This window comes from Chryseobacterium vietnamense (assembly GCF_031454475.1).
In the GTDB taxonomy this organism is placed as follows: domain Bacteria; phylum Bacteroidota; class Bacteroidia; order Flavobacteriales; family Weeksellaceae; genus Chryseobacterium; species Chryseobacterium vietnamense.
The window spans coordinates 760,887-783,779 of record NZ_JAVDQX010000002.1; the positions used below are offsets into that span (position 1 = coordinate 760,887).

Consider the following 22,893-nt stretch of genomic DNA (forward strand, 5'->3'; position numbering starts at 1 on the left):
ATGCTGGAAGAAGGAAGTTTCTGAAAGCCTGAGTACTAACATTAGTCTATTTAAATTTTTGAAAATCAAATTCTCTGACAAACGACTTCAGGAAGTAATTAGTCAAATCGGAACTTCCATCTCCCTTCTCCCATCTTCTTTACTTTATTCCAATCTCATCAATAAAGATATACGCATCACCTCCTGCTCCCTGGTGCCATTCCGGAAGTTTTCCGAAGTAGTACGCTTTTACTTTGATGTATCGGGCTTCGGTAGGAAGAATTTCAGTAGAAAAGTCTTTAATCTGTACTTTTTCATCCTTTGGATCGATGTTGTTGTCAACCGTCTTAAGAAGAACAAAATCTTTTCCGTTCATGGAAGCATAATATTCTACTTTCTTAGGCATCATAATCCATGCTCTGCTGTCCTGAAGATAGGTGGAAGATAATGCTTTTATATTCTGGGGGGATTTAAAATCAACAATAGCTTCAAAATTTTGCCCCTGATATCCTTGCCATTCTCCTTTTCTCCAATTGACATCTCCCCTGATTCCGTCGATAAGAGCAAGATTTCCAGTGGCACTGTATTGAGGAGTTACTTTTGACAGAATATTAATATCCCAATAATTGGGTCTTCTGTTGAAATAAGCGGTTGTTACAGAACTTTTTTCTCCGTTTCTTTCAGCATAAGCCATTACCTGAGTGGTTTTAGTGATGGAGAATGGTCCTTTATAAGTTGAGAACGTCTTTCTTTTATTGCTGTCACTGTCATCCATCGTCATATAATATACTTTGTCGTTTGGATGCAGTGGAGTGATTTCTATTTTGGTAGAAAAATCAAAAATTCTGTCTGCGGCAATTACTGGGGAAGCGGTTTGTTCAGAATATTTAAAATCTTTAACAGGTTTTACATTTTCGAATCCTAATTTTTTGAGTTCTGCTCTTCCTGTATTTTTGGTAATCGTTCTTGTAGTGCCGTCTTCAAGATGAATTTTAACTTCATCAAAATAAGGTGTTGTGGTTTCCCATTCCGGTAATCCCGGAGTTACAGAATAAATTCCCATAGAACTTAGAATATACCATGCACTCATCTGGCCGCAGTCTTCATTTCCGATGAGTCCGTCGGGCGTGTTTTTATAAAAGTTATCAAGGATATATTTTATTTTGGCATCTGTTTTTTCTGGCTTATCTACGAAATTGTACAGATAAGCAATGTGGTGGCTTGGTTCATTTCCCTGGGCGTATTGCCCCATTAATCCTGTAATGTCCACTTGTTCTCTTCCGGTAGTTTTATCAGGAGCGGTAAAAATAGCATCAATGAACTGTTCAAATTTTTCTTTTCCTCCATGGGCTGCAATAAGTCCTGGAATATCCTGTTGTACAGAATAAGAATAGTGCCATGAGTTTCCTTCCGTATAATTGTTATTGACTTCTCTCGGATCAAAAGGTTCATACCAGTTTCCGTTTTTTCTTGGCTGCATAAACCCTGTTTTGGGATTGTAAAGGTTTTTCCAGTTCTGAGAACGTTTCATGAAATACTGATAATCTTCCTTTTTGCCTAAAATTTTTGCCATCTGCGCAATACACCAGTCATCATAAGCATATTCTACGGTTTTCGAAACACTTTCATGCTCATCATCTATGCTGATATAATGATTCTGTTTATACGCATTCAAACCAAAAATATCCTGCATAGCTGAAGCTTTTGCTGCCTGAAATGCCTTTTCATAATCAAACCCCTGAATTCCTTTGGCCATAGCATCAGCAATGACAGAAACGGAGTGGTAGCCAATCATACATTCTGTTTCATTGGAAGCCAGTTCCCATACCGGAAGTTTTCCTCCCTGTTCGTATTGTTTGATGAAGGTATTGATAAAATCAGCAGTTCTTTTTCTGTCAATTAAAGTCATTAGCGGATGAGCACCTCTGAAGGTATCCCAAAGTGAAAATACCGTATAATAATCAAAACCATTGGCATTATACAATTTGTTGTCTCTGCCTCTGTATTTTCCATCAACATCCATATTGATATTGGGTTGTGTGAAAACATGGTAGAGAGCAGTATAAAAAACGGCTAATTTGTTTTTATCATCGGATTTCACCTCCATTTTTGAAAGTTCTTTATCCCACTCCGATTGTGCCTGCTTTTTTACTGCTTCAAAATCTTTTGACTGTCCTTCTGCCAGCATATTTTTTCCTGCTCCTTCATAGCCTGTAGGCGAAAGAGAGACTTTTACACTGATCTTTTCTCCTTTTTTAACGTTGGCTGAAAATGCCAGGGCAAGTTTTGTTCCGGTAAAAAGATTGCTTTCTTCTTTTCCATTGACCTCTTTTTTTGAAATTTTCATAGGTTTTGAAAACTCAATTCTTGCATAAATGTATTGGTTGGTAGCCCATGCTTCGCTTCTTCTGAAAACCTCAATGGTTGTATCATCAATAATTTTTACTTCACCTTCCAGAAGTTTATCCCTGTGATTGAGGTCTAAGATAATATTGGCATTGCCAGCATTGTTAAAAGTGTATTCATGATAACCGACTCTTTTTGTCGTTGTAAGGCGAACATCGATATTGTTTTTATCTAATTTGACAGCATAAAATCCTGCTGTTGCTTTTTCATTTTTATGCGAAAATTTTGAAGAATACTCTTTGCTGTTCAGGCTTGGATTCCCCATGGTGGGCATCAGCATAATATCACCATAATCTGAAACTCCTGTACCATTTAAATGCGTATGAGAAAAACCATAGATCACAGAATCTGAATAATGATAACCGCTGCATCCATCCCAGCTTCCGTCAATTCTCGTATCGGGAGAAAGCTGTACCATCCCGAAAGGAACAATTGCCCCCGGAAAAGTGTGGCCATGGCCTCCGGTTCCTATCATGGGATTGACATATTGAGAGTAATTCTGTGCGCAAATAATCTGAGTGATACATATGGAAAATGCAATAAGCCCTTTTTTCATGTTTTGATTTTAAAGAACGAAGATATTGAAAAACAGTAAAAGTGATGTAATAAAAGTCCATTACGGTTTGTCTTATTAAAAACGATATAATTCATGAAGAAGACACTACTTGCTGTAATCATGCTGTCGCCCTTAGCTGCATTGGCCCAAAGTATAACCGGGAAGATCACCCAAACCGGAAATGCTGTTCCTTACGTTGAGGTGGTTGCAGTAAAAAATCAGAAGCAGCAGACTGCTATTTCAGACGAAAAAGGAAATTACTCGTTGAAACTTTCAGAAAACGGAAACTATACCATCAGGCTTATCCAGGATGGTATTGAAATATCCCATAAAGATATTGCTATTAACGGAACAGTAAAACAGGACTTTTTTATTGAAAAAAAGAATGAAAAACAAATTGAAGGGGTTACGCTTACTGCCAGAAAAAAACTGATAGAGAGAAAAGCAGACAGACTGGTTTTCAATGTATCCAATTCTGTTGCCTCACAGGGGATGGATGCGGTGGATGCTCTTGCGACGACTCCTCTGGTTAAAGTAGATGATAACACCGGAGTTTCCATTGTTGGGAAAAGTGGAGTGGCAGTAATGATTAACGACAGAATTCTGAATTTATCAGATGCTGAACTGGTTACTTATCTCAAAAGTCTCAGATCCGAAAATATAGAAAAAATTGAAGTCATCACAGCACCTCCCGCCAAATATGAAGCGCAGGGAAACAGCGGACTGATCAATATTGTTTTAAAGAAAAATCAAAACCTGGGATGGAGTGGAAGCCTTACCAGCAGTCTTCAGCAGCAAACCTATACCGGGAATTCAAACAGTGTAACCGTAAATTATCAGAACGAAAAACTGCGTTCTTCCTTAAAGCTGAGACAGAATAAAAATGAAAAACACTCCTATGAAAACTATTGGATAGAAGGTGCAGATGGCCTTAAAAGTAATGATAACAGAAGAGATTTCGGGGATGGACTTGGTGCCAATTTAAGTTTGGATTATCAGTTAAGTAAAAAATCCAATGTCGGATTTATTTACGATTTCGGATTCGGACATTCCAATATGGATATCAGAAATACTTCAAACTATTTCCAGAATGGGATTTATACCAATACACTCCTGACTGATGCAGAGCACAGAGCTACAGGAAGACAGCATACTGTCAGTGCATATTATGATCTGAAATTCGGGAAACAGGATAATAAGCTGAGTATCACAGGGAATTATTTTTCCAATACTCCGGAAACCACTATTGATTTTACTACAACAGAGAGTTCGGGAGGCAGATTTGTAGTAAAATCGCCCTCTATGGTAGATTATAAAATTTATTCGGGGCAAGCTGATCTTACGTTACCTTATCAGTTTGCAAAAACAGAAACTGGGGTTAAATTCACTAATTTTGATAATAATTCCAGTATATTTTATCAGAACTTAACGAACGGACAATATATTACTGATCCCTTGAAAAGCAATGAGTTTGAATATAATGAGAAAAATTATGCAGCTTACATCAGTTTTGAAAAGGCATTCAATGAAAAATGGTCTGCAAAGGCGGGTTTACGCTATGAATATTCTGTGGTCAACGGAAATTCTTTAACTTCAGGACAGCAGACTGAAAATTCTTACGGGAAATTTTTCCCAACGGCCTATATCAGCTATAAAAGCAATGAAAGTCATACTTTCAATCTGAATTATTCCAAGAGAATCAACAGACCGGGATTCCGTGCGATTAATCCCTACCGCTGGTACATCAATATCAATTCCTATTTTACCGGAAATCCTTTCCTGAAGCCTTCTATCAATCATAATTTTGAGCTTTCCTACGTTTATAAAGGAAAATTATCCGCGTCAGCCTATTTTCAGAGAACAGTGGACGCATTTGGCCAGCTGGCAAACCTGAAGGGAGAAAACAGAATAAGTACTTTTGAAAACTACTACAATCAGAATAGTATGGGAGCTTCACTGAATTATTCTGATACTTTTTTCAAAAAATGGGAAGCGAATTACGCCGCCAATTATTCTTATATGAGTACGGATGTTTTTGCAACCGATGCGCTTTCCAGAAAAGGGAGTAGCTATGATTTTGATTTTCAGAATAATATATCGGTCCACTCCGGCAAAACAGTACAGTTAATCTTAAACTACTGGTTCCGTCTGCCTTCCAATTCCGGAAATTCCTACATGAAGTTTGCAGGAAATCTTACCTCAGGGGTGAAACTGAATCTTATGGAAAAGAGCCTTCAGCTGAATGTATTTGTTTCCGATATCTTAAAACAAGGGAAAAGCCAGGGGGAAATCTATTATACCACAGGAACTCATTCTTACAACAATTATTACGATGCCCGAAGACTTACCGTATCCGCAACCTATACTTTTGGAAACAAAAAAGTAAAAGGAACTGACCGCAACGTAAAGTTTGATGAAAAAAACAGAGCCAATTGATCATCTTACTTTAAATTATTTGATGCATGCCATTCTGAATGAAACAGAGTGGAATGAAGAATGCCTTCTTTTTATAAGATTCTTCCTTTGTCTGAATAACAGTGTAAATATTTAAACTTCTCCCTCAAAGAAATCCTTCAGATAATCTTTTTGGTCTTTTTCTTCCCGTCCGGATCCCAGATATTTTTTCCAGGATTGGGATTCATGATATACAATACCCATTTCCCAAACACAATACGTCGGGAGGTGGGTTTTGTTCCTGTCCCATATTTCAAATTTTCCGGAGCCATCATAATACACGCTTTCCCACAATTCATTTTCACTTCGCCATGTGCACACTAACAAAAGATAGTTTTTTCCACAACGATGCATAATAACGAATCCGAGATCACTGATGTTTTTAAAATTTTCTTCAGCATTTTCAATACACCATTGTGCATTATCAATGTCCTGTTGGGAAACTTCCGAAGGATCACTGGCGAGGTCATACCATTTGAATTTCGTTTTCCCAACGGTGAAAACTCCTTTTGGCTGTGCATATTTGGAAGGATAGGAGGTCGTTTTCATATCAATTGCTTTCTGGGATTGGTTGTGGTGCCAGAATGAAAAAACAGAAATAAGAAATTTTTAACGATCTGATTTATCACCTGATATTATAGATTTTATTGATTCTAAATTACCGAAAAAATCCGTAAATTTGTAAACAATTTATATTTATATGTTGACGAAAGAAAAGGTTCAGGAATTCCTTAAAGAAATAGAAGTAGACGATTTGGTGAATAATCTTCAGATTATGGGTAACGATGTTTATATTGACATGACTGCTCATTCACCTGCAATGCACGAAAAGAAAAAACTGGAGGCTGCCATGAAACAGGCTTTTGCCAGTGAGTTTGGAGAAGATATTCATTTAAAACTTAAAATCGTTTCTCCGGAGCCTAGTGAAATTCAGCAAAGTCAGATCAAAGGAAAACAAATTCCGGGAATTCAAAATATTATCGCTATTGCTTCCGGTAAAGGAGGAGTAGGGAAATCTACCGTTTCTGCAAATATGGCAGTAACGCTTGCTAAAATGGGATTTAAAGTAGGATTGTTGGATGCTGATATCTATGGTCCTTCAGTTCCTACCATGTTTGATACAGAGGGGCAAAAGCCAATTTCTGTGGAAGTGAATGGTAAGAATCTGATGAAGCCTATCGAAAATTATGGGGTTAAAATGCTTTCAATAGGATACTTCTCAGGAGCTAATCAGGCTGTAGTATGGAGAGGTCCTATGGCTTCAAAAGCTTTGAACCAGATGATCAGAGATGCTGCATGGGGAGAGCTGGATTTCTTATTAATTGACCTTCCTCCGGGAACAGGGGATATTCACTTATCTATTATCCAGGAAGTGCCAGTAACAGGAGCGGTGATTGTAAGTACACCTCAGCATGTTGCATTAGCAGACGTAAGAAAAGGAATTGCGATGTTCCAGATGGAAAGTATTAACATTCCGGTTCTTGGATTGATCGAAAATATGGCATATTTTACACCGGAAGAACTTCCTGACAATAAATATTATATCTTTGGAAACCAGGGAGCACAATATTTAGCGGAAGATCTTGGAATTCCTGTATTGGGAGAAATTCCTTTGATCCAAAGCATCAGAGAAGCAGGAGACGTTGGAAGACCGGCTGCGCTTCAGGAAGGATCCAAAATTGCAGATATCTACACAGAAACTGCCAGAAAAATGGTAGAAAGTTTAGTGGAAAGAAATAAAAGCCTTCCTCCTACTGAAGCTGTGAAGATTTCCACGATGGCAGGATGCTCGCCAAAAGCAAAATAATAATAATTTCAATAAAATTTGAAAAAACCGAATTGAACTGAAAAAATATGGAAACAAACATAACGCACGAAGATACCGTAACAAGAGTAATGGAAGCTCTGGAAAGCATCAGACCGTTTTTGAATAAAGACGGAGGTGATATTGAGCTTATTGATGTGAAAGATAATCAGGTGTTTGTGAAACTTTTAGGTAACTGTTCCGGGTGTTCATTGAATTTTTCAACCTTAAAACTGGGTGTTGAAAATACAATCAAACAACATGCTCCGGAAATCGAAAAGGTAATCAACGTAGAGTAAAATATATCTGAGATATTTTTAAAAAGACAGGCTTTTTTTAAGGCCTGTCTTTTTATTTGCATATTGAGTCCAACTAAGCTTACCAAACCCGTCAGGTTTCAGATGAAACTTTTCAGACTCCGAAAAAATGTTTTTATTGTTTTACAACTTTGTTTCCTACCCCTTCTATAGAAACATCAGGCTTTCCAGATTTTGTTCCGGAAGTCCGGTAGTAGACCATATTGCCGCCGCCTTCCATGGAAATTTTGTCCACTTTATCGATGTATACTGTATTACCTGTTCCGGAAACCGTAATTTTTTTAGCACTTCCTTTGACTGTTAAGGTGTTGTCGCCACCTTCTACTTCAACAACCCCTCCGTTAAGAGTATAATTGAGTTTGTGGCCTACACCTTCTACATGTATAACCTTATCGCTTTCTGTTTTTTCCACGCCTTTTGTAGATTCTACTTTTCTGGATTGCGAAAAAGCGGTAGCTGTTCCCAGCAGCAGGAAAGCAAGAATTCCTGCAGTTTTAATATTTTTCATAGTGAATTGGGTTTTGTTGAGGATAAATATAGAAATAAAATGATTTGTGCAGACATTTAGAAAGTTAAATCATCTTAAATAAGATTTAGGATTTTGTTTTTTTATAATTTCTTTAATAGTCTTTAGGACTTCGGTTGATTTTTCGCGGATGATTAATGTATTCTTTTTATTTTTGATCAGGTCTGTGAAGTTATTGTCTTCTGTATTAATGTCAATAATAAAAGCTCCATATTTAAGAGCAGTTTCGGCAATGGCAATAGGAAGGCTTGTTGCTCCGGAAGTCCCGATAATAAAAAGAACACCACTGTTTTTGGCAATTTTAAGTGCACTAAATTTTTTATTTGTTTTTTCGTCATAATATTCATCAAACCATAAAATATTCGGACGCATCCAATGCCCACAATGAGAACAGGTTAAAAGTTCCTTGTCTCTAATGGTAAGATCTTCATCCAGTTCTTTCCCATTTATTTCTACAGGTAAATTCAGGATTTCTTTACATCCGTTGGAACATTTTATTTCCCGGTTGTTTCCATGAATTTCGTAGATTCTTTGGCTTCCTGAACGACGATGAAGATTGTCAATATTCTGGGTAATCAAATGAAATCTGTTTTGAAGTTGCATTTCAATATCTACAAGTTCAAAATGACTTTCGTTGGGAGAAGCATTTTCAAACATTTTCTTTCTGAAAAGAGAATATTGCAAAACTTCTTCAGGATGTTGTCTGAAATAACGTAAGGTCCCGAATTCTTCAGGTTTGTGAAATTGGGTTCCTTTTACCCAGATTCCATCTATTCCCCGATAGGTAGGAATTCCACTGTCAGATGAGATCCCTGCACCGGTAAGAAAAGTAAAAAGATTTCGCTTTTCTTTTTGCCAGACTTGTTGAATAATATTTTCTAATTGTGTTTTCATTGAGGTTATAAAAGTTTAAAACTAATCATTTTTATTTATTATTAAAAAAGCTCCGGAAAATCCGAAGCCTCAAATAGAATGGTATACTGTAATGTATGTTTATTTTACAATGACTCTCTTGATCTGTCCTTCCGAAGTTTTTACAAGATAAACACCAGTAGAAAGATTGGCCATGTTAATTGTTAAAGCATTCTTTTCCTTTCCGATCAATTTTCCGGACATATTATACAATTCATAATCATGTTTTCTGTTGAAATAAAGCGTATTTCCTTTGTTCACAGGGTTTGGGAATATATTGAAGGTGGCCTGTTTAGCTTTTATCTCACCTGTTCCAAGTGTTGCAGGCGTGGCCACTTCATACATGGATAAAGTTCCGCTGATCTCATTGGCGGCAATCACAGACCCTTTTAATAGGTAGTAGTTGGCATTTTTACTTCAATTAGATGAATACAAAAATGAACTTTATGTTTCGCAATTATTTTAATGGAATTTTAAGAAGTGTTTAAAAAATAGGTGTATTTCCGATAAAAGATAAAATTATATTCGAATGAGAAGCTTTAGTATGATATTATTTTCCTGATTTTCCTGAAAAGTTTAAAATCGTTCCAGATTTATTTCCTTCCAAAGGATGTTTCTGCATATAAAAATACCCTGAAACAGCAGTCACAAGCAAGAGTACAAAAATAACCAGAACAATTCTTTTTAACATGTCTCTCATAGCGCTAAATTTTTAATATCTCTAATTTCTAAAGTAGATGTAGGGTACCCTTTTTGTGTCACATTGATCATTGCTCTACCCACTTCGTGTAAAGTTAATGATTTTGACTGAAAAAAAACAGGAAAAATCCAAATAAAAGGTTTAAAAACCCATTTTACATTGGTTTGACCCTCAACAGGTTTCATGAATCCGGGACGAAAATTATAAGCTCCCCTGAAATTCATTTTTTTCAAATCATTCTCTGTTCTGCCTTTTACACGTGCCCACATCATTTTTCCACTCTCTGTACTGTCTGTACTTGTCCCGGAAACATAGTTGAATACCATGTCAGGATTTTGGTTCAAAACAGCTTTTGCAAAGTGAAGGGTCGTATCATAAGTGATTTTGGTGTATTCTTCTTCATTCATGCCTACACTGCTGATTCCTGCACAGAAAAAACAGGCATCATATCCTTTTAGCCTTTCATCATTCAGATCAATCGAAAGGAAGTCAGAAACGAGATATTCTTGCAGCTTGGGATGTGTTTTTCCAGAAGGTTTTCTGCTTATGCTCAGGATTTCAGAAACATTTGGATTTTCAAGACATTCCATTAAAACACCTTCGCCTACCATTCCTGTAGCGCCTGTAAGAATTATTTTGATTGGGTTCATTGTTTTGCTATTGATATGGGTATGACGGATAGGGATGGAGTTTTACTTTAAAATCTGGAAAAGTTTTTATTAAGTAAAAAGTAAAAAGTAAAAAGTAAAAAGTAAAAAGTAAAAAGTAAAAAGTAAAAAGTAAAAAGTAAAAAGTTGTATTATTAAATTCAATAGGGGTGGGTTTTAACCCACCTTTAAAAATGGCAAATCTTCCTATTGGCTTTAGCCAAAACTTAATAACAGAAGAGAATATAGAGATTGCTTCGTCGCTTATCAACTATGTTCGCAGGCCTTCATCCCGTTCACAATAATATTGCGGGAAATGGATGCCAAAATAAAAAACCAGCTTAATGGCTGGCTTTACAATATTGTTATCTGCTGTTACTTTTTGTGCTGTAACTGACTGTAAATATTATGAATCAGTCCGTCTGCTACAGAAATTTTAGGAACAAAAATTCTGTTGATATCAGACCATGACATCACATTGTTGAAGATGCCCAGCGCATGTACCAGTACGTCGGCACGGTCTTCTCTCAGGTTATAATTGGTCATTCTTTCTTCTACGGAAAGCTCATTGAATTCTTTGTAAACCTTTTTCAGATGAGACAGAGACATTGGTTTCCCGTCTTTGGTCTTGCTCATGGAGAATACCTTGTTGATATTTCCTCCCGAACCAATGGCTACAATTGGTTTTTTGCTGACTATGTTTTTCTTGATTTCATCCTTCATTTCTTTCCAGTTGTCCATTGTAACAAGATTGTTGAGAAGTCGGATCGTTCCAATATTGAAAGATTTTTCGTAAACCATTTTTCCATTTTCGTAGAAGGTAAGCTCTGTAGAACCTCCACCCACATCAATGTATAAATAGGCGAATTCTTTGTCGAGACCTTCTGCAACATGATTTTCGTAGATCAAAGTAGCTTCTTCATCACCGGAAATGATTTCGATATTAATTCCCGAGGTGTTTTTTACCAGATTGATAATTTCATTACCGTTGGCAGCATCACGCATAGCACTGGTAGCACAGGCCCTGTAGTGGTCTACTTTGTATATTTTCATCAGGTCACTGAAGATTTTCATGGAATCAATGACCATTTTTTCTCTTTCCGGACCTATCTTTCCTATCGTGAAAACATCCATTCCCAGTCTCAGAGGAATTCTGAGAAGGTTCAGCTTGATGAATTCAGGTTTTCTGTTATTGATCTTCACTTCATTGATCAGAAGGCGGGCTGCATTACTCCCTATGTCTATCGCTGCTATCTTCATTTCTTGCTTGTTTTAGCTTTTAAATATTTATAGGTTTCTATTTGTGATCGGCATTCGTGTTTATCATTTCTTACGTATTCATTGCTCAGCTTTTTGTCTAAAATCCTTGCTTTTACGTTATCTTTAAGCTGGATGTCCAGAATCTCTTTTAATTCCTTCTTAAGGTTCTTATCAGTGATTTTAGCAGCAGCTTCAATTCTGTAGTCAAGGTTTCTTGTCATCCAGTCTGCGGAAGAAATGTACATATCTTCGGCCCCTTTATTATAAAAATACATAACTCTGGCATGTTCCAGATATTCGTCTACAATACTGATGGCTTTTATTTTTTCTTTGAATTCCTTTTGATTTACGGCACAATAGATACCTCTTACAATCATTCTGGTCACCACTCCGGCCTTAGCAGCTTCATATATTTTTTCAATCAGAGCACGGTCACTCATTGAATTTACTTTAACGATGATTTCTGCTCTTCGCCCTGCCTTGGCTTCTTCAATTTCTTTATCGATATGGTGAACAATCTTTTCACGCATAAACTGAGGGCAAACTAATAAATTTTTACAAGTTTTCAAAATAGGAATAAAGTCATCTTTTGGTTTCTTCAATACATTGAAGACTTTATTGATATCTGCCATAATGCCCCGGTCAGCAGTAAGGAGCAGGTGATCACCATATATTCTGGCTGTTTTTTCATTGAAATTACCGGTACTTACAAAGCCATACTGAATTGTTTTATTGTGCGCTCTCTTTTTGATGACACAAAGTTTGGCATGTACTTTTTTGTTTGGAATGCCGACAAGCACAGTAATTCCTTCGGGTTCCAGCATATCTTTCCATTCCAGATTGGATTCTTCATCAAATCTTGCCTGAAGCTCCAGCATTACCGTTACTTCTTTACCATTTCTGGCTGCATAGATCAGGGCATTAATGATTTTTGAACTGCTTGCCAGACGGTACGCTGTAATCTGTATTGATTTTACATCAGGATCCATAGCAGCCTCACGGAGAAGATCAATCACCGGATTATACTTATGGTAAGGGAAAGTAAGGAGTACATCGTTTTTTAAAATCACATCTGTCACCCTTTCCCCATGTTCAAAAGCCTGATGCGTAAAAGAAGTTCTTTCAACAGGTCTTTCATACTTTTCAAAAACATCAGGGAAATCCATAAAATGTTTGAAATTATGAATTTTTCCTCCGGGAATGATGCTGTCCTTCTTAGTCAGGTTCAGCTTTCTGATAAGGAGTTCCAGCAGAGCTTTATCCATATCTTTATCAAAAACAAAACGGGTAGGTTTTCCCTTTCTTCTGTTTTTAAGTCCTTTTTCTATTTTTTCTGCGAAGTTGGTTCTGATATCATTATCTAGATCCAGTTCGGCATCCTTTGTTACTTTAAATGCATTAGCCGCAAATTCATCATACCCGAAATAAGAAAATATGTGCGGAAGGTTGAAGGTGATTACATCCTCCAGAAGCATTACATTTTTCTCTTCAGGATCTTCTGTTGGCAGCAATACGAATCTTCCTACAAAACGGGACGGAATTTCAATAATCGCATAATTGCTGGAATACTGCCAGTCTTTTTTTCTCATGGCCACTCCCAGATAAAGACTTTTGTCTCTCAGATAGGGCATAGGTGTGTTTTCATGAAGAAGAATCGGGATTACATTGGATTCTACCACTTCATCGAAATATTGTCTGACAAATTCTTTTTGTTTTGCTGTCAGATTTTTGGAATTTTTAATGAAAACTTTATGCTCAGCCATTTCGGTCTGGATTTTTTTCCAGGTCTTATCGAAATTCAGCTGTTGTCTCATCACAATCTCATTGATTCTCTGAAGGATCTTGGATGGCGGCTGATAAAAAGATTCAGCAATCACTTTTTCCTTAAAATCCATGGCGCGCTTTAATCCGGCAACACGTACTCTAAAAAATTCATCTAAATTATTGGAGAAAATTCCGAGAAAACGTATTCTTAAATGTAAGGGAACTTTTTCATCCATGGCTTCCTGCAAAACTCTTTCATTAAAGGCAAGCCATGTAATATCTCTAGGATTAAAGTGTATTGACATTCTAAATGTGTATATTTTATCAAAAATAATCATTCGTGAAGATTCCTCCTCTATTTCTTAGGTTAAACTTTGATTAATTTTTGAAGATTGGTGAATTAATCTGTAGGATTAATAATGATTATATTGATAATCAGTGTATTTTTATGCAATTCATATTGACATGATTCTCTTTTTATGAAGAAAATGATAGAATATATCTGGCCAGCTATGACAGTTTATTGTGTCTTATTGTGTCTATATAGAAAAACTACAAGAAAAAATCTCAAATAACGATTACAAAGAATCAGAAGTCTTACTGATGGCATTCTGATAAAATCTTACAGGAAAAAATTTCCGTATTAAATCATATAAAACTCCAATTTATCGGGGTTTTTATTTTTATTGTGTCATTTTGTCATAATTTTTCGAATGGTACAGATATTGAGAAATTGAGAGTGTAAATTAAATTAAAAATAGAAAAAATATAAAATATTATGAGTAAAATAATTGGAATTGACTTAGGAACAACCAACTCTTGTGTTGCTGTAATGGAGGGTAAAGACCCTGTTGTTATTCCTAACGCAGAAGGTAAGAGAACTACTCCTTCTATCGTAGCTTTTACGGAAGACGGAGAAAGAAAAGTAGGTGATCCTGCAAAAAGACAGGCTGTAACGAATCCAACAAAAACTGTTTACTCTATCAAAAGATTTATCGGAACTCACTTTAAAGATGATGCTTCTGAAATCACAAGAGTACCTTATAAAGTAGTTGCCGGACCAAACGATACAGTAAAAGTAAAAATCGACGACAGAGAATATACTCCACAGGAAATTTCTGCAATGACTCTTCAGAAAATGAAGAAAACTGCTGAAGATTACCTTGGACAGGAAGTAACCAGAGCAGTAATTACTGTTCCTGCATACTTCAACGATGCACAAAGACAAGCTACTAAAGAAGCCGGAGAAATTGCAGGTCTTAAAGTAGAAAGAATTATCAACGAGCCTACAGCTGCAGCGTTAGCTTACGGTCTTGATAAAAACCATAAAGATCAGAAAATCGCAGTATATGACCTTGGTGGTGGTACTTTCGATATCTCTATCCTTGATTTGGGAGACGGTGTATTCGAAGTATTGTCTACAAACGGTGATACTCACTTAGGAGGTGATGACTTTGATGATGTGATCATCAACTGGATGGCTGACGAATTCAAAGCTGAAGAAGGGGTCGATTTAAAAGCGGATGCCATTGCTCTTCAAAGATTGAAAGAAGCTGCTGAAAAAGCTAAAATTGAATTATCTTCTTCTCCTCAGACTGAAATCAACTTACCGTATATCACAGCTACTGCTACAGGTCCTAAACACTTAGTGAAGACTTTAACAAAAGCTAAATTCGAGCAATTATCTGCTGATCTTGTAAGAAGATCTATGGAGCCTGTTGCTAAAGCATTAAAAGATGCTGGTTTATCAACTTCTGATATCGACGAAGTAATCCTGGTAGGTGGTTCTACAAGAATCCCGATCATCCAGGAAGAAGTAGAAAAATTCTTCGGTAAAAAACCATCTAAAGGAGTTAACCCGGATGAGGTTGTAGCTATTGGTGCAGCTATCCAGGGAGGTGTATTGACAGGTGATGTAAAAGATGTATTACTACTTGACGTTACCCCACTTTCTTTAGGTATCGAAACTATGGGTTCTGTATTCACTAAATTAATTGAAGCGAATACTACCATCCCAACAAAGAAATCTGAAGTATTCTCTACAGCTTCTGACAACCAGCCGGCTGTAAGCATCAGAGTAGGACAGGGTGAAAGAGCAATGTTCAACGATAACAAGGAAATCGGTAGATTCGATCTTACAGATATCCCGCCGGCACCAAGAGGAGTTCCTCAAATTGAAGTAACATTCGATATTGATGCTAACGGTATCCTAAGTGTATCTGCTAAAGATAAAGGAACTGGAAAAGAACAGTCTATCAAAATCCAGGCTTCTTCAGGTCTTTCTGACGAAGAAATCGAAAGAATGAAGAAAGAAGCTCAGGAAAACTCTGCAGCAGATGCTAAGAGAAAAGAAGAAGTTGAAATCTTCAACAAAGCTGACGGATTGATCTTCCAGACTGAAAAACAACTGAAAGAATTCGGTGAAAAACTTTCTGCTGACAAAAAAGCAGCTATCGAAGCAGCTCATGCAGAATTAAAAACAGCCTTCGAAGCTAAAAATGCTGATGACGTAAAAGCTAAAACTGAAGCGTTAGATGCAGCCTGGATGGCAGCTTCTGAAGAATTATATGCAGCAGGTCAACAGCCAGGTGCTGATGCAGGTGCAGGTGCTCAGAATGCAGGTGGAAACGCCGGAGCTGAGGATGTACAGGATGCAGACTTTGAAGAAGTAAAATAATTATTGTTTTAATATACATAATAAATAATTTAAAACCGCTTTAAACGAATGTTTAAAGCGGTTTTTTATACCGGCTTATCTTTTTTTGCTGCAATTTCTAATCCTTATGCTATTTATAGCATTTCAGGAGATTTCTCACCCTCAATAAATTGAGTAAAATAATTTGATTATACACATATTTAATCGGTAAAATATGTTTATATTTAATTAATTTAATATTTTTTATGAAAATATTTTTATTTTAGCATTCAATGAAATACTTTAAATACTTATTTCAGTTTTTATTCACAGTTGGGCTTTTTTTCTCATCTGTACTGCTGTTTTCCCAAACTCCTAAATATAAAGCGTATGACTCCATTCTTTTGAATAAGCCTAAAGAAATGGGGAAAAACAATATTCCCAGAGAAAAAATTATTCTTTGGAATAAGGAGATGTTGGAAAAAATGAAAAAAGAAAATTATGCAAGAGGAATAATTTGGGCTCACATTAATATTGCCAATTAAAACTGGAATTTAGGAAATGCAGAAGAAAGTATAAAAAATCTCAATATAGCAGAAAGCATATGGCATAAAAATGAAAGTGAGATTGATTTTTTTACCATTGCCAAGCTCTATCAGGAATATTCTCAGGCTTATTATATCCTGAAACTGTACGATACAGGTCTGAAGTATAATTCTAAAGGAGGCTATTATGGAAATAAAATTGAGGATAAAGATAGAAAAGGGAAGTTTTTATCTTACGTTTATACTTTACGTGCCAATCTTCTTTATGAGAAAAAAGACCTGGATTCAGCGCTCTATTATCTAAAGCAATCATCTCTATTGTATGAAAGCTTAAGCACTACTTCTCAAATTGCTAATCATTATATTGAATATCAACCCAGCCAGCATGAGGCTAAAACCTATCTGGATCAGGGAGTGGATATAATAAGCAAAAATAAGCACGAACCTAATAGCTATCAGATATCTGTTTTTTATTACTATTATGCACAATATTTTTTTAAAGAAAAAAATTATGAAAAGGCAATACTATACTTAGATAAGGCTCTGGAATACAATAAAAAATTAACAACTATTGAGCACTCTAAAAATATATATAAGCTTTTAATAGAATGCTATAAAAACTCTGGTAATGTAGAAAAGGAAAAAGAATACCTGGAGCATTATATAAAACTAAAAGACAGCCTGGAAAACTCACAAACCAAAGGGGCAGAGCTATCTATAAAAACAATAGAAAAGGAAAAAACAGAAGAAAATAAAACACTCAAAAAAAAGATACTCATTTATATCAGTATTGTAGTTTCTTTAGGTTTGATATTACTGGCTTATTTATATTATCAGAATAATAAAAAAAAGAAACTGATATTGGAAAGCAAGGAAATAATTTCCAGAAAAGAAGATGAAACTAAAATATTGGAGAAAAGAATTTCAGGGGTGCATGAAGATTTAATTCAATTGGCTAAAAATAATGATATCAGTTTTTTGGAAAAATTTCATGAAGTTTATCCTAATGTTTCTCAAAAACTGCTGGCAATCAATCCGGATTTAACCAAAGATAATCTTGCATTCTGTGCTTTAATCTGGTTAGGATTCTCTTCTAAGGACATTGCTGAGTTTACTTTTATGCAGCACAGATCTGTGCAGATAAAGAAAGGCAGATTGAGAAAAAAACTCAACCTCGGATCAGATGTAGATCTCTATCAATTCCTTAAATCTCTGGTAGATAATTAATAAAGTTATGTTGTAATCCAATTATAGCTGCTTTTTGCCATTAAAGGGATCTGATATAAATTTGTCCCCAAAAGTATCATCAAATGCCCCTTATGTAAAGTTATAGACCTATCAATTATTGAATCATCACAGCATAGAAAGGCTCAGCCTGGCAATGTTAAAAATTTCGGTTGGTATCCGGGTTATCACCCTGAGCCTGTCGAAGGGCTATCCATAAGGAACCTTTGTTAATAATTAATCTCGGAATTAATTAAAGAGATACGTCAACAAAGTTTAAAATACTGTATTTATTGAATCTATAAAATAAAAAGATCTCTTGAAGTTTCCCTCAAAAGATCTATATAGTAACTACTAATCTTTTGTATTAATTCTCTTTAGCAAATACAGTTCCGCTTAGAGATCCTTTTCCCCAGTTAAAGTTATCCCCGGATGAAGCGTACATATTAAATCGGGTACCAGTTACAGTCCCTTCCACATAGCCATTCAGTGTGTATACTACATTCAGAGGTGATGATCCGTTGTTAACAACGGTTTCTGAAAAGCTCCCTGAAACGCTCATCATATGTGAACCGGAATCAGAATAGGGGACAGAATATTTTCGGGAACCCTCCGGTGCTTCCACTCCGTTTTTAAGAAAACGAATCCCGAAATACCCATTAACCACTGTATTACTGTTGTTTAAGGGAAAAGTACCCATAGGAACAGTATAGGTCATTAATATTTTGGCAGTAGAATTGGCAGGAACTACTACTGTAGCGCTTAAGCCAAGATTTACAGTATCTACAATGTTACCTACTCCTGCAGCCGCCTGATCTACCGGAGCTGTTGCTGCAAGAGCCACTACCTGTGATAAGACAAAATCACTTTTCTGAGGGGAAAGCTTTGTCCAGGTTGGGGCTCCGGCAGTTCCGGAATTATAATAAAGCCCCTCTCCATAAGGAGTTAATGCTGTATTGGAATTGTAAACCATCAGCCCTTTTGCGGGTGAAGGAACAGTAGCTCCATCGGTGGTGGATGTTAATGATACCCTAGGCAGTAAAAAACCTTTATTAGTAGAACTAACATCAAGTAAAGCTGAATTATCCGGAATAACTCCCATCCCAATATTTCCGGCAGGGGTAATGATCATTTTTGGGCTGTTATTAGCCATCAGGTTCAGATTATTTGAAGTAGTGGTCCCAAAATAACCCGATCCGGCTCCAATATACGTTTTCAGATTGATCGTACCATTGGTATGATTCAATCCAAAGTTGCCATCAGCTGTACTGATGGTAAGTTTAGTATCAGGGGTAGCGGTTCCGATTCCCAGACGGTCATTAGCAGCATCCACGGATAAGGTAGCACCGTCTACAGAAAAAGCATTGGTCTGTGTTCCTGTAAAGGTAAGGGTATTAGCACCCTGTGTTACCGTTCTGTTTCCTGTAAGAGTACCGTCTGCAGTATAGAGATTTACCGGGGTAGCTCCTGCAGATCCACCATCCGTAGATCTCCAGAATGAATTACTGAAAATAAATTCCAGCGCTTTGCCATTAGGAACGGTAGTTCCATCCAGCGTAGCACCAAATCCACCTGTGGTATTATTGTAGACAATAAGGCGCTGTCCGGGATTAGGAGCAGCAAATGCAGAAATGGCGACATTGGCTGTAGCAGCTCCGGTAAGTCTTACCAAACTCACATTAGCCGGAATAGTAACGGCATTCCCCGCTACAGCTAAAGCAGTTTCACGGTTGGTAATAGCCCCTTTCACATCCAGTGTGGTACCGGGAGCGGTAAGCCCCAGTCCCAGATTACCATTAGAAGTCATCACCAGATCATCTGCAGCCTGAACTGCTGTAGGCACTCCCGTTGTTGGATTATTTTTTAATCCGTCAATGTTAAATACTCCCTGAGGATTAGTCGTATTGATCCCCACTTGTGATTTTGCTACCAGGGAAAAGGTGGTAAGTAAACCAGCTAGTAATAAATTTCTTTTCATAATATATGGTAATTGAGTTTAAATTAGACTGAGACCTTTTTGTCAGGAACTCTATAATAGCTACAGAGCATCCATATGTTTTTATATTTAATAGAGCAATAGGCTAATAGTTTTAATCTGTTGTATTTGATCGTTGTATAATAAAATTTGGTGTAATTGTTATATGATCAACTTTAATCAACTTGTTGTTCTTTTTCTGATTCAAGTTTTATAAAACAAAACTACAGCTTATTGAAGATGTAGTATATTTTACACCTACAGCAAACATGCATCATGTATATATTGCGCATACATCTTACATACATCAAATTGGTGTTATTTAGTATTTTTTTACTTTTTTTTATCCTTTTTGGGTGAAGTAATTAATCTGTTATGCCTTTTTTATTTTCATGTTTGAATCTCAAAAAGCTGTGTTTTTATAATTAATATTCAGATTTTTTTTTAGATAGATAAAAAATCCTCTTCAAAATACTTATTGAAGAGGATTTTTTTCAGTAGGCTTATTTGTTTTATTCTTTACTGCTATGGAACAGGTGAAGCGGTTGCCGCTCCGCTAATATTGCCTCCAAGGTTGTAATTGGAAGTATCCAGTGTGGTCATTTGTTCATTGGAGATGATCAGCAATCTGATCCCCCATGTAAATGCACTTCCAGCTGTAGTATTTGCATTGGGAACGTCTGCACGAATTCTCCATGTCCCGTTTTGTTGGAAAGTATAGATATCCGGCGACTGAAAATCGTAAGTGCCATAGGCATTTTTAAAGCCGGAACTGATAGTAGCGTGATGATTAGTATCAAATCCCACCACAATAGCCGTATACCTATCTACTGGTATTTTAGTGTCAAAATTACCTACAAAATCTCCGTTAGGATTCGTAAGCATATAATACTTGAAATACATTTTTGAAACAGGCCCAATTTTTCCCCAGTCCGGTGCAGCGCTTGTTCCTCCGTTATAGTAAATTCCTTCTCCCTGAGGTGACATGGCGGTATTGTTGTTATACACCAGAAGTCCGGTAGCCGGGGAAGGGACAGTGCTGGCATCGGATGTGGATGACAGGGATACTCTGGGAAGTAAAAGTCCTTTATTGCTGGTATTAAGATCTAGCAAAGCCGAACTGTCCGGAGTATTGGTTCCTACGCCTACATTTCCTGTAGGGGTAATGGTCATTTTGGGACTGTTATTGGTCATCAGATTCAGGGTATTTGAAGTAGTGGTTCCCACATAGCCCGATCCTCCTCCGATATAAGTTTCCAGACTAACTGTACCATTGGTATGGGTGATACCAAAGCTATTATCAGCTGTACTAACGGTCAGTTTAGTATTGGGTGTTGTTGTGCCTATTCCTACATTTCCACTTGAAGTAACAGTCATTTTTTGGGTGTTATTGGTCATCAGCCTCAGATCATTGGCAGTAGTGGTTCCCACGGTAGCTGCCCCTCCTCCGATATACGTTTTTAAGTTAACTGTACCATTGGTATGATTTAATCCAAAGCTGCTATCAGGGGTACTGATGGTAAGTTTCGTATCAGGGGTTGTGGTACCAAGGCCTACAAGGCCGTTGGCAGCATCCACTGATAACGTATTTCCGTCTACAGAAAATGCATTGGTCTGTGTTCCTGTAAAGGCCAGGGTATTGGCTCCCTGTGTAACGGTACGGTTTCCTGTTAAAGTGCCGTCTGTGTTATAAATATTGGCAGATGCAGGTGCTGCCGGCAAAGCTTTCCATGTTGCCACTCCGCTGGCATCGGATGTTAGCACCTTATCTGTACCCTGGGTACCATCTACGATTTTCAAAGCTCCGCTTGTGGTGGATTCAATCTGAAGTTTATTGGTAGGGCTCGTTGTACCGATACCCACATTTCCTGAGGATTTGATCGTCAGCCTTGGTGCGTAGTCTGTCGCATTTCTGGTGGAGAACTGTAACCCGGCATAGCTGTTGGCAGCATCACGGTCAATTCCTGAAATGCTGGCCCCGGAAAGTCCTGTTTCAGATGTTGACGGAATAAACCCGAGCTCAGCAAACTGCCCGCCGGTGCTGTTTAAATTATAAAGCGTAATATTTCTTGCAATTCCTTGCAGACATGCAGCACCACAATTTTCAATTCCTGCAGAAATGGTACTTGTTATCGCTCCCGGACTGTTTTGGACAGACAGAGAAGAAGCAGGAGCTATGGTACCAATTCCCACTCTGCTATTTGCTGCATCTACGGAAAAGTTTTTCCCGTTCACAGAAAATGCATTGGTTTTTGTCCCTGTGAATGCTAAGGTATTGGCTCCCTGTGTTACGGTTCTGTTTCCGGTAAGGGTACCGTCTGTATTATAAATATTAACGGGGTTGGCCAGCTTTGTCCATACGGTACCATTATAATAATAATAGCCAACGGTATCAATATTTACAGCAGTACCCGAAGTAGTTCCCGTAGCAATGCTGTTGACATAGATCAGAGTGGATACCGGAACTCCGGCCATACTCTGGGCTTTTTGCCTGTCTACTCTGGGAATAAGCAGTCCTTCTACTGCTGAGCCTGTACCTGTGCTGTTTTTAGCGGTCACGTCAAGAGTTGCGGCAGGAGTAGGAGTATTAAGACCTACCTGTGACTTTGCCACCAGCGAAAAAGTGGTAAGCAAGCCTGCCAGAAATAAGTTTTTTTTCATTGTATAAATTAATTTCTTCTTTGTGTTTATTGCTCTGCATTAGAGCTGAGTATCTTATATTTTATATCGGGTGGTTATGGTAGTTATTAAAGGGTGGCAAAGATAACGCCTGATGAGGTTTGTAGTATATATAACACCTACAACATATATACAACTGTTGTATATTATGCCTGTATTATGTATTAATAAATTAAATGATATCCTGAAAAAACGTTGATAAATTAAACCACAGATCCATGGAGTAAAAGTGAAATGCAGTAAAGTTTTAAATTAAATGTTTCCATAAACACCATCAGCCAAAGAAACATTGTATTGAATTAAAATAGAAGCTGTCTGATTTTTCAGACAGCCTCTCCATGTTTTGTCCTGAGTATGTATTGAAGATTTAGAACTGATTTTCTTTTTTTAACCACTACATGATATCTTACTTCATCATTTGTTATATTGTTAGAACTTCTTTTGATATAATTTCAAAATATTTATTTTCTATATTTTTCATATATCTAAAAGGTACTTTACCGCTTTTTA

At 37.0% G+C, this 22,893-nt stretch carries 17 protein-coding genes; 6 read left to right on the forward strand and 11 right to left on the reverse strand.

Translation table 11 applies throughout. The features are described 5' to 3' along the window. Window positions 1–139: 139 nt before the first annotated feature. Entirely contained in the window at window positions 140–2,941 is a 2,802-nt protein-coding gene (locus J2786_RS12745) for a GH92 family glycosyl hydrolase (protein WP_047434420.1), read from the reverse strand. Window positions 2,942–3,034: 93 nt separating this feature from the next. Between J2786_RS12745 and J2786_RS12750 the strand changes: the two genes are divergently transcribed. Continuing rightward, window positions 3,035–5,377, forward strand: coding sequence for a TonB-dependent receptor domain-containing protein (locus tag J2786_RS12750; protein ID WP_047434418.1), 2,343 nt, complete (start codon window positions 3,035–3,037; stop codon window positions 5,375–5,377). A gap of 111 nt (window positions 5,378–5,488) precedes the next feature. Here J2786_RS12750 and J2786_RS12755 read toward each other — a convergent pair whose 3' ends face one another. Continuing rightward, complete coding sequence (locus J2786_RS12755) at window positions 5,489–5,944, reverse strand: hypothetical protein (protein ID WP_047434416.1); 456 nt, start codon at window positions 5,942–5,944, stop codon at window positions 5,489–5,491. A gap of 151 nt (window positions 5,945–6,095) precedes the next feature. On the opposite strand from J2786_RS12755, the gene J2786_RS12760 reads away from it, so the two are divergent. Continuing rightward, on the forward strand, window positions 6,096–7,202 hold the full coding sequence (locus J2786_RS12760; protein ID WP_034699248.1) for an Mrp/NBP35 family ATP-binding protein: 1,107 nt from the start codon (window positions 6,096–6,098) through the stop codon (window positions 7,200–7,202). Between the two features lie 47 nt (window positions 7,203–7,249). Then, window positions 7,250–7,498 (forward strand): NifU family protein, encoded by a 249-nt coding sequence (locus J2786_RS12765; RefSeq protein WP_002977212.1) that lies wholly within the window; start codon window positions 7,250–7,252, stop codon window positions 7,496–7,498. Window positions 7,499–7,631: 133 nt separating this feature from the next. On the opposite strand, the gene J2786_RS12770 is transcribed toward J2786_RS12765, so the two are convergent. From J2786_RS12770 to ppk1, 7 genes are all read right to left on the reverse strand, one after another. After that, complete coding sequence (locus J2786_RS12770) at window positions 7,632–8,024, reverse strand: DUF3060 domain-containing protein (protein ID WP_082002021.1); 393 nt, start codon at window positions 8,022–8,024, stop codon at window positions 7,632–7,634. A 69-nt stretch (window positions 8,025–8,093) separates the two neighbouring features. Beyond that, window positions 8,094–8,936 (reverse strand): SIR2 family NAD-dependent protein deacylase, encoded by an 843-nt coding sequence (locus tag J2786_RS12775; RefSeq protein ID WP_047434414.1) that lies wholly within the window; start codon window positions 8,934–8,936, stop codon window positions 8,094–8,096. 99 nt (window positions 8,937–9,035) lie between these two features. After that, entirely contained in the window at window positions 9,036–9,335 is a 300-nt protein-coding gene (locus J2786_RS12780; RefSeq protein WP_310025453.1) for a T9SS type A sorting domain-containing protein, read from the reverse strand. A 169-nt stretch (window positions 9,336–9,504) separates the two neighbouring features. Continuing rightward, window positions 9,505–9,654, reverse strand: a complete 150-nt coding sequence (locus J2786_RS12785; protein ID WP_156106575.1) for a hypothetical protein — start codon at window positions 9,652–9,654, stop codon at window positions 9,505–9,507. Then, window positions 9,651–10,304, reverse strand: a complete 654-nt coding sequence (locus J2786_RS12790) for an NAD-dependent epimerase/dehydratase family protein (RefSeq protein WP_047434410.1) — start codon at window positions 10,302–10,304, stop codon at window positions 9,651–9,653. Before J2786_RS12790 ends, J2786_RS12785 begins: the two co-directional genes overlap by 4 nt. Window positions 10,305–10,676: 372 nt before the next feature. Continuing rightward, entirely contained in the window at window positions 10,677–11,561 is an 885-nt protein-coding gene (locus J2786_RS12795; protein WP_047434407.1) for a Ppx/GppA phosphatase family protein, read from the reverse strand. Next, on the reverse strand, window positions 11,558–13,630 hold the full coding sequence (gene ppk1 / locus J2786_RS12800) for a polyphosphate kinase 1 (protein WP_047434406.1): 2,073 nt from the start codon (window positions 13,628–13,630) through the stop codon (window positions 11,558–11,560). Before ppk1 ends, J2786_RS12795 begins: the two co-directional genes overlap by 4 nt. A gap of 473 nt (window positions 13,631–14,103) precedes the next feature. Here ppk1 and dnaK point away from each other — a divergent pair, with 473 nt between their 5' ends. From dnaK to J2786_RS12815, 3 genes are all read left to right on the forward strand, one after another. Beyond that, window positions 14,104–16,002, forward strand: a complete 1,899-nt coding sequence (gene dnaK / locus J2786_RS12805) for a molecular chaperone DnaK (protein ID WP_047434403.1) — start codon at window positions 14,104–14,106, stop codon at window positions 16,000–16,002. A 251-nt stretch (window positions 16,003–16,253) separates the two neighbouring features. Further along, the gene (locus J2786_RS12810; protein WP_310025457.1) at window positions 16,254–16,505 is read left to right on the forward strand and encodes a hypothetical protein; all 252 of its coding nucleotides are present in this window, start codon (window positions 16,254–16,256) and stop codon (window positions 16,503–16,505) included. A 318-nt stretch (window positions 16,506–16,823) separates the two neighbouring features. Continuing rightward, the gene (locus J2786_RS12815; RefSeq protein ID WP_310025459.1) at window positions 16,824–17,732 is read left to right on the forward strand and encodes a LuxR C-terminal-related transcriptional regulator; all 909 of its coding nucleotides are present in this window, start codon (window positions 16,824–16,826) and stop codon (window positions 17,730–17,732) included. Between the two features lie 364 nt (window positions 17,733–18,096). Here J2786_RS12815 and J2786_RS12820 read toward each other — a convergent pair whose 3' ends face one another. Together J2786_RS12820 and J2786_RS12825 are read right to left on the reverse strand one after the other, a co-directional pair. Next, entirely contained in the window at window positions 18,097–19,707 is a 1,611-nt protein-coding gene (locus J2786_RS12820) for a phage tail-like protein (protein ID WP_047434396.1), read from the reverse strand. Window positions 19,708–20,229: 522 nt separating this feature from the next. Next, on the reverse strand, window positions 20,230–22,365 hold the full coding sequence (locus J2786_RS12825) for a beta strand repeat-containing protein (protein ID WP_310025461.1): 2,136 nt from the start codon (window positions 22,363–22,365) through the stop codon (window positions 20,230–20,232). Window positions 22,366–22,893 lie beyond the last annotated feature (528 nt).

Bases quoted from the DNA above. Each gene is read 5' to 3' on its own strand.
- J2786_RS12795 (WP_047434407.1), bottom strand. From the start codon at position 11,561: ATGAAGATAGCAGCGATAGACATAGGGAGTAATGCAGCCCGCCTTCTG.
- J2786_RS12825 (WP_310025461.1), bottom strand. From the start codon at position 22,365: ATGAAAAAAAACTTATTTCTGGCAGGCTTGCTTACCACTTTTTCGCTG.
- J2786_RS12820 (WP_047434396.1), bottom strand. From the start codon at position 19,707: ATGAAAAGAAATTTATTACTAGCTGGTTTACTTACCACCTTTTCCCTG.
- J2786_RS12760 (WP_034699248.1), top strand. From the start codon at position 6,096: ATGTTGACGAAAGAAAAGGTTCAGGAATTCCTTAAAGAAATAGAAGTA.
- J2786_RS12765 (WP_002977212.1), top strand. From the start codon at position 7,250: ATGGAAACAAACATAACGCACGAAGATACCGTAACAAGAGTAATGGAA.
- J2786_RS12770 (WP_082002021.1), bottom strand. From the start codon at position 8,024: ATGAAAAATATTAAAACTGCAGGAATTCTTGCTTTCCTGCTGCTGGGA.
- ppk1 (WP_047434406.1), bottom strand. From the start codon at position 13,630: ATGTCAATACACTTTAATCCTAGAGATATTACATGGCTTGCCTTTAAT.
- J2786_RS12775 (WP_047434414.1), bottom strand. From the start codon at position 8,936: ATGAAAACACAATTAGAAAATATTATTCAACAAGTCTGGCAAAAAGAA.
- J2786_RS12745 (WP_047434420.1), bottom strand. From the start codon at position 2,941: ATGAAAAAAGGGCTTATTGCATTTTCCATATGTATCACTCAGATTATT.
- J2786_RS12810 (WP_310025457.1), top strand. From the start codon at position 16,254: ATGAAATACTTTAAATACTTATTTCAGTTTTTATTCACAGTTGGGCTT.
- J2786_RS12750 (WP_047434418.1), top strand. From the start codon at position 3,035: ATGAAGAAGACACTACTTGCTGTAATCATGCTGTCGCCCTTAGCTGCA.
- dnaK (WP_047434403.1), top strand. From the start codon at position 14,104: ATGAGTAAAATAATTGGAATTGACTTAGGAACAACCAACTCTTGTGTT.
- J2786_RS12785 (WP_156106575.1), bottom strand. From the start codon at position 9,654: ATGAGAGACATGTTAAAAAGAATTGTTCTGGTTATTTTTGTACTCTTG.
- J2786_RS12790 (WP_047434410.1), bottom strand. From the start codon at position 10,304: ATGAACCCAATCAAAATAATTCTTACAGGCGCTACAGGAATGGTAGGC.
- J2786_RS12755 (WP_047434416.1), bottom strand. From the start codon at position 5,944: ATGAAAACGACCTCCTATCCTTCCAAATATGCACAGCCAAAAGGAGTT.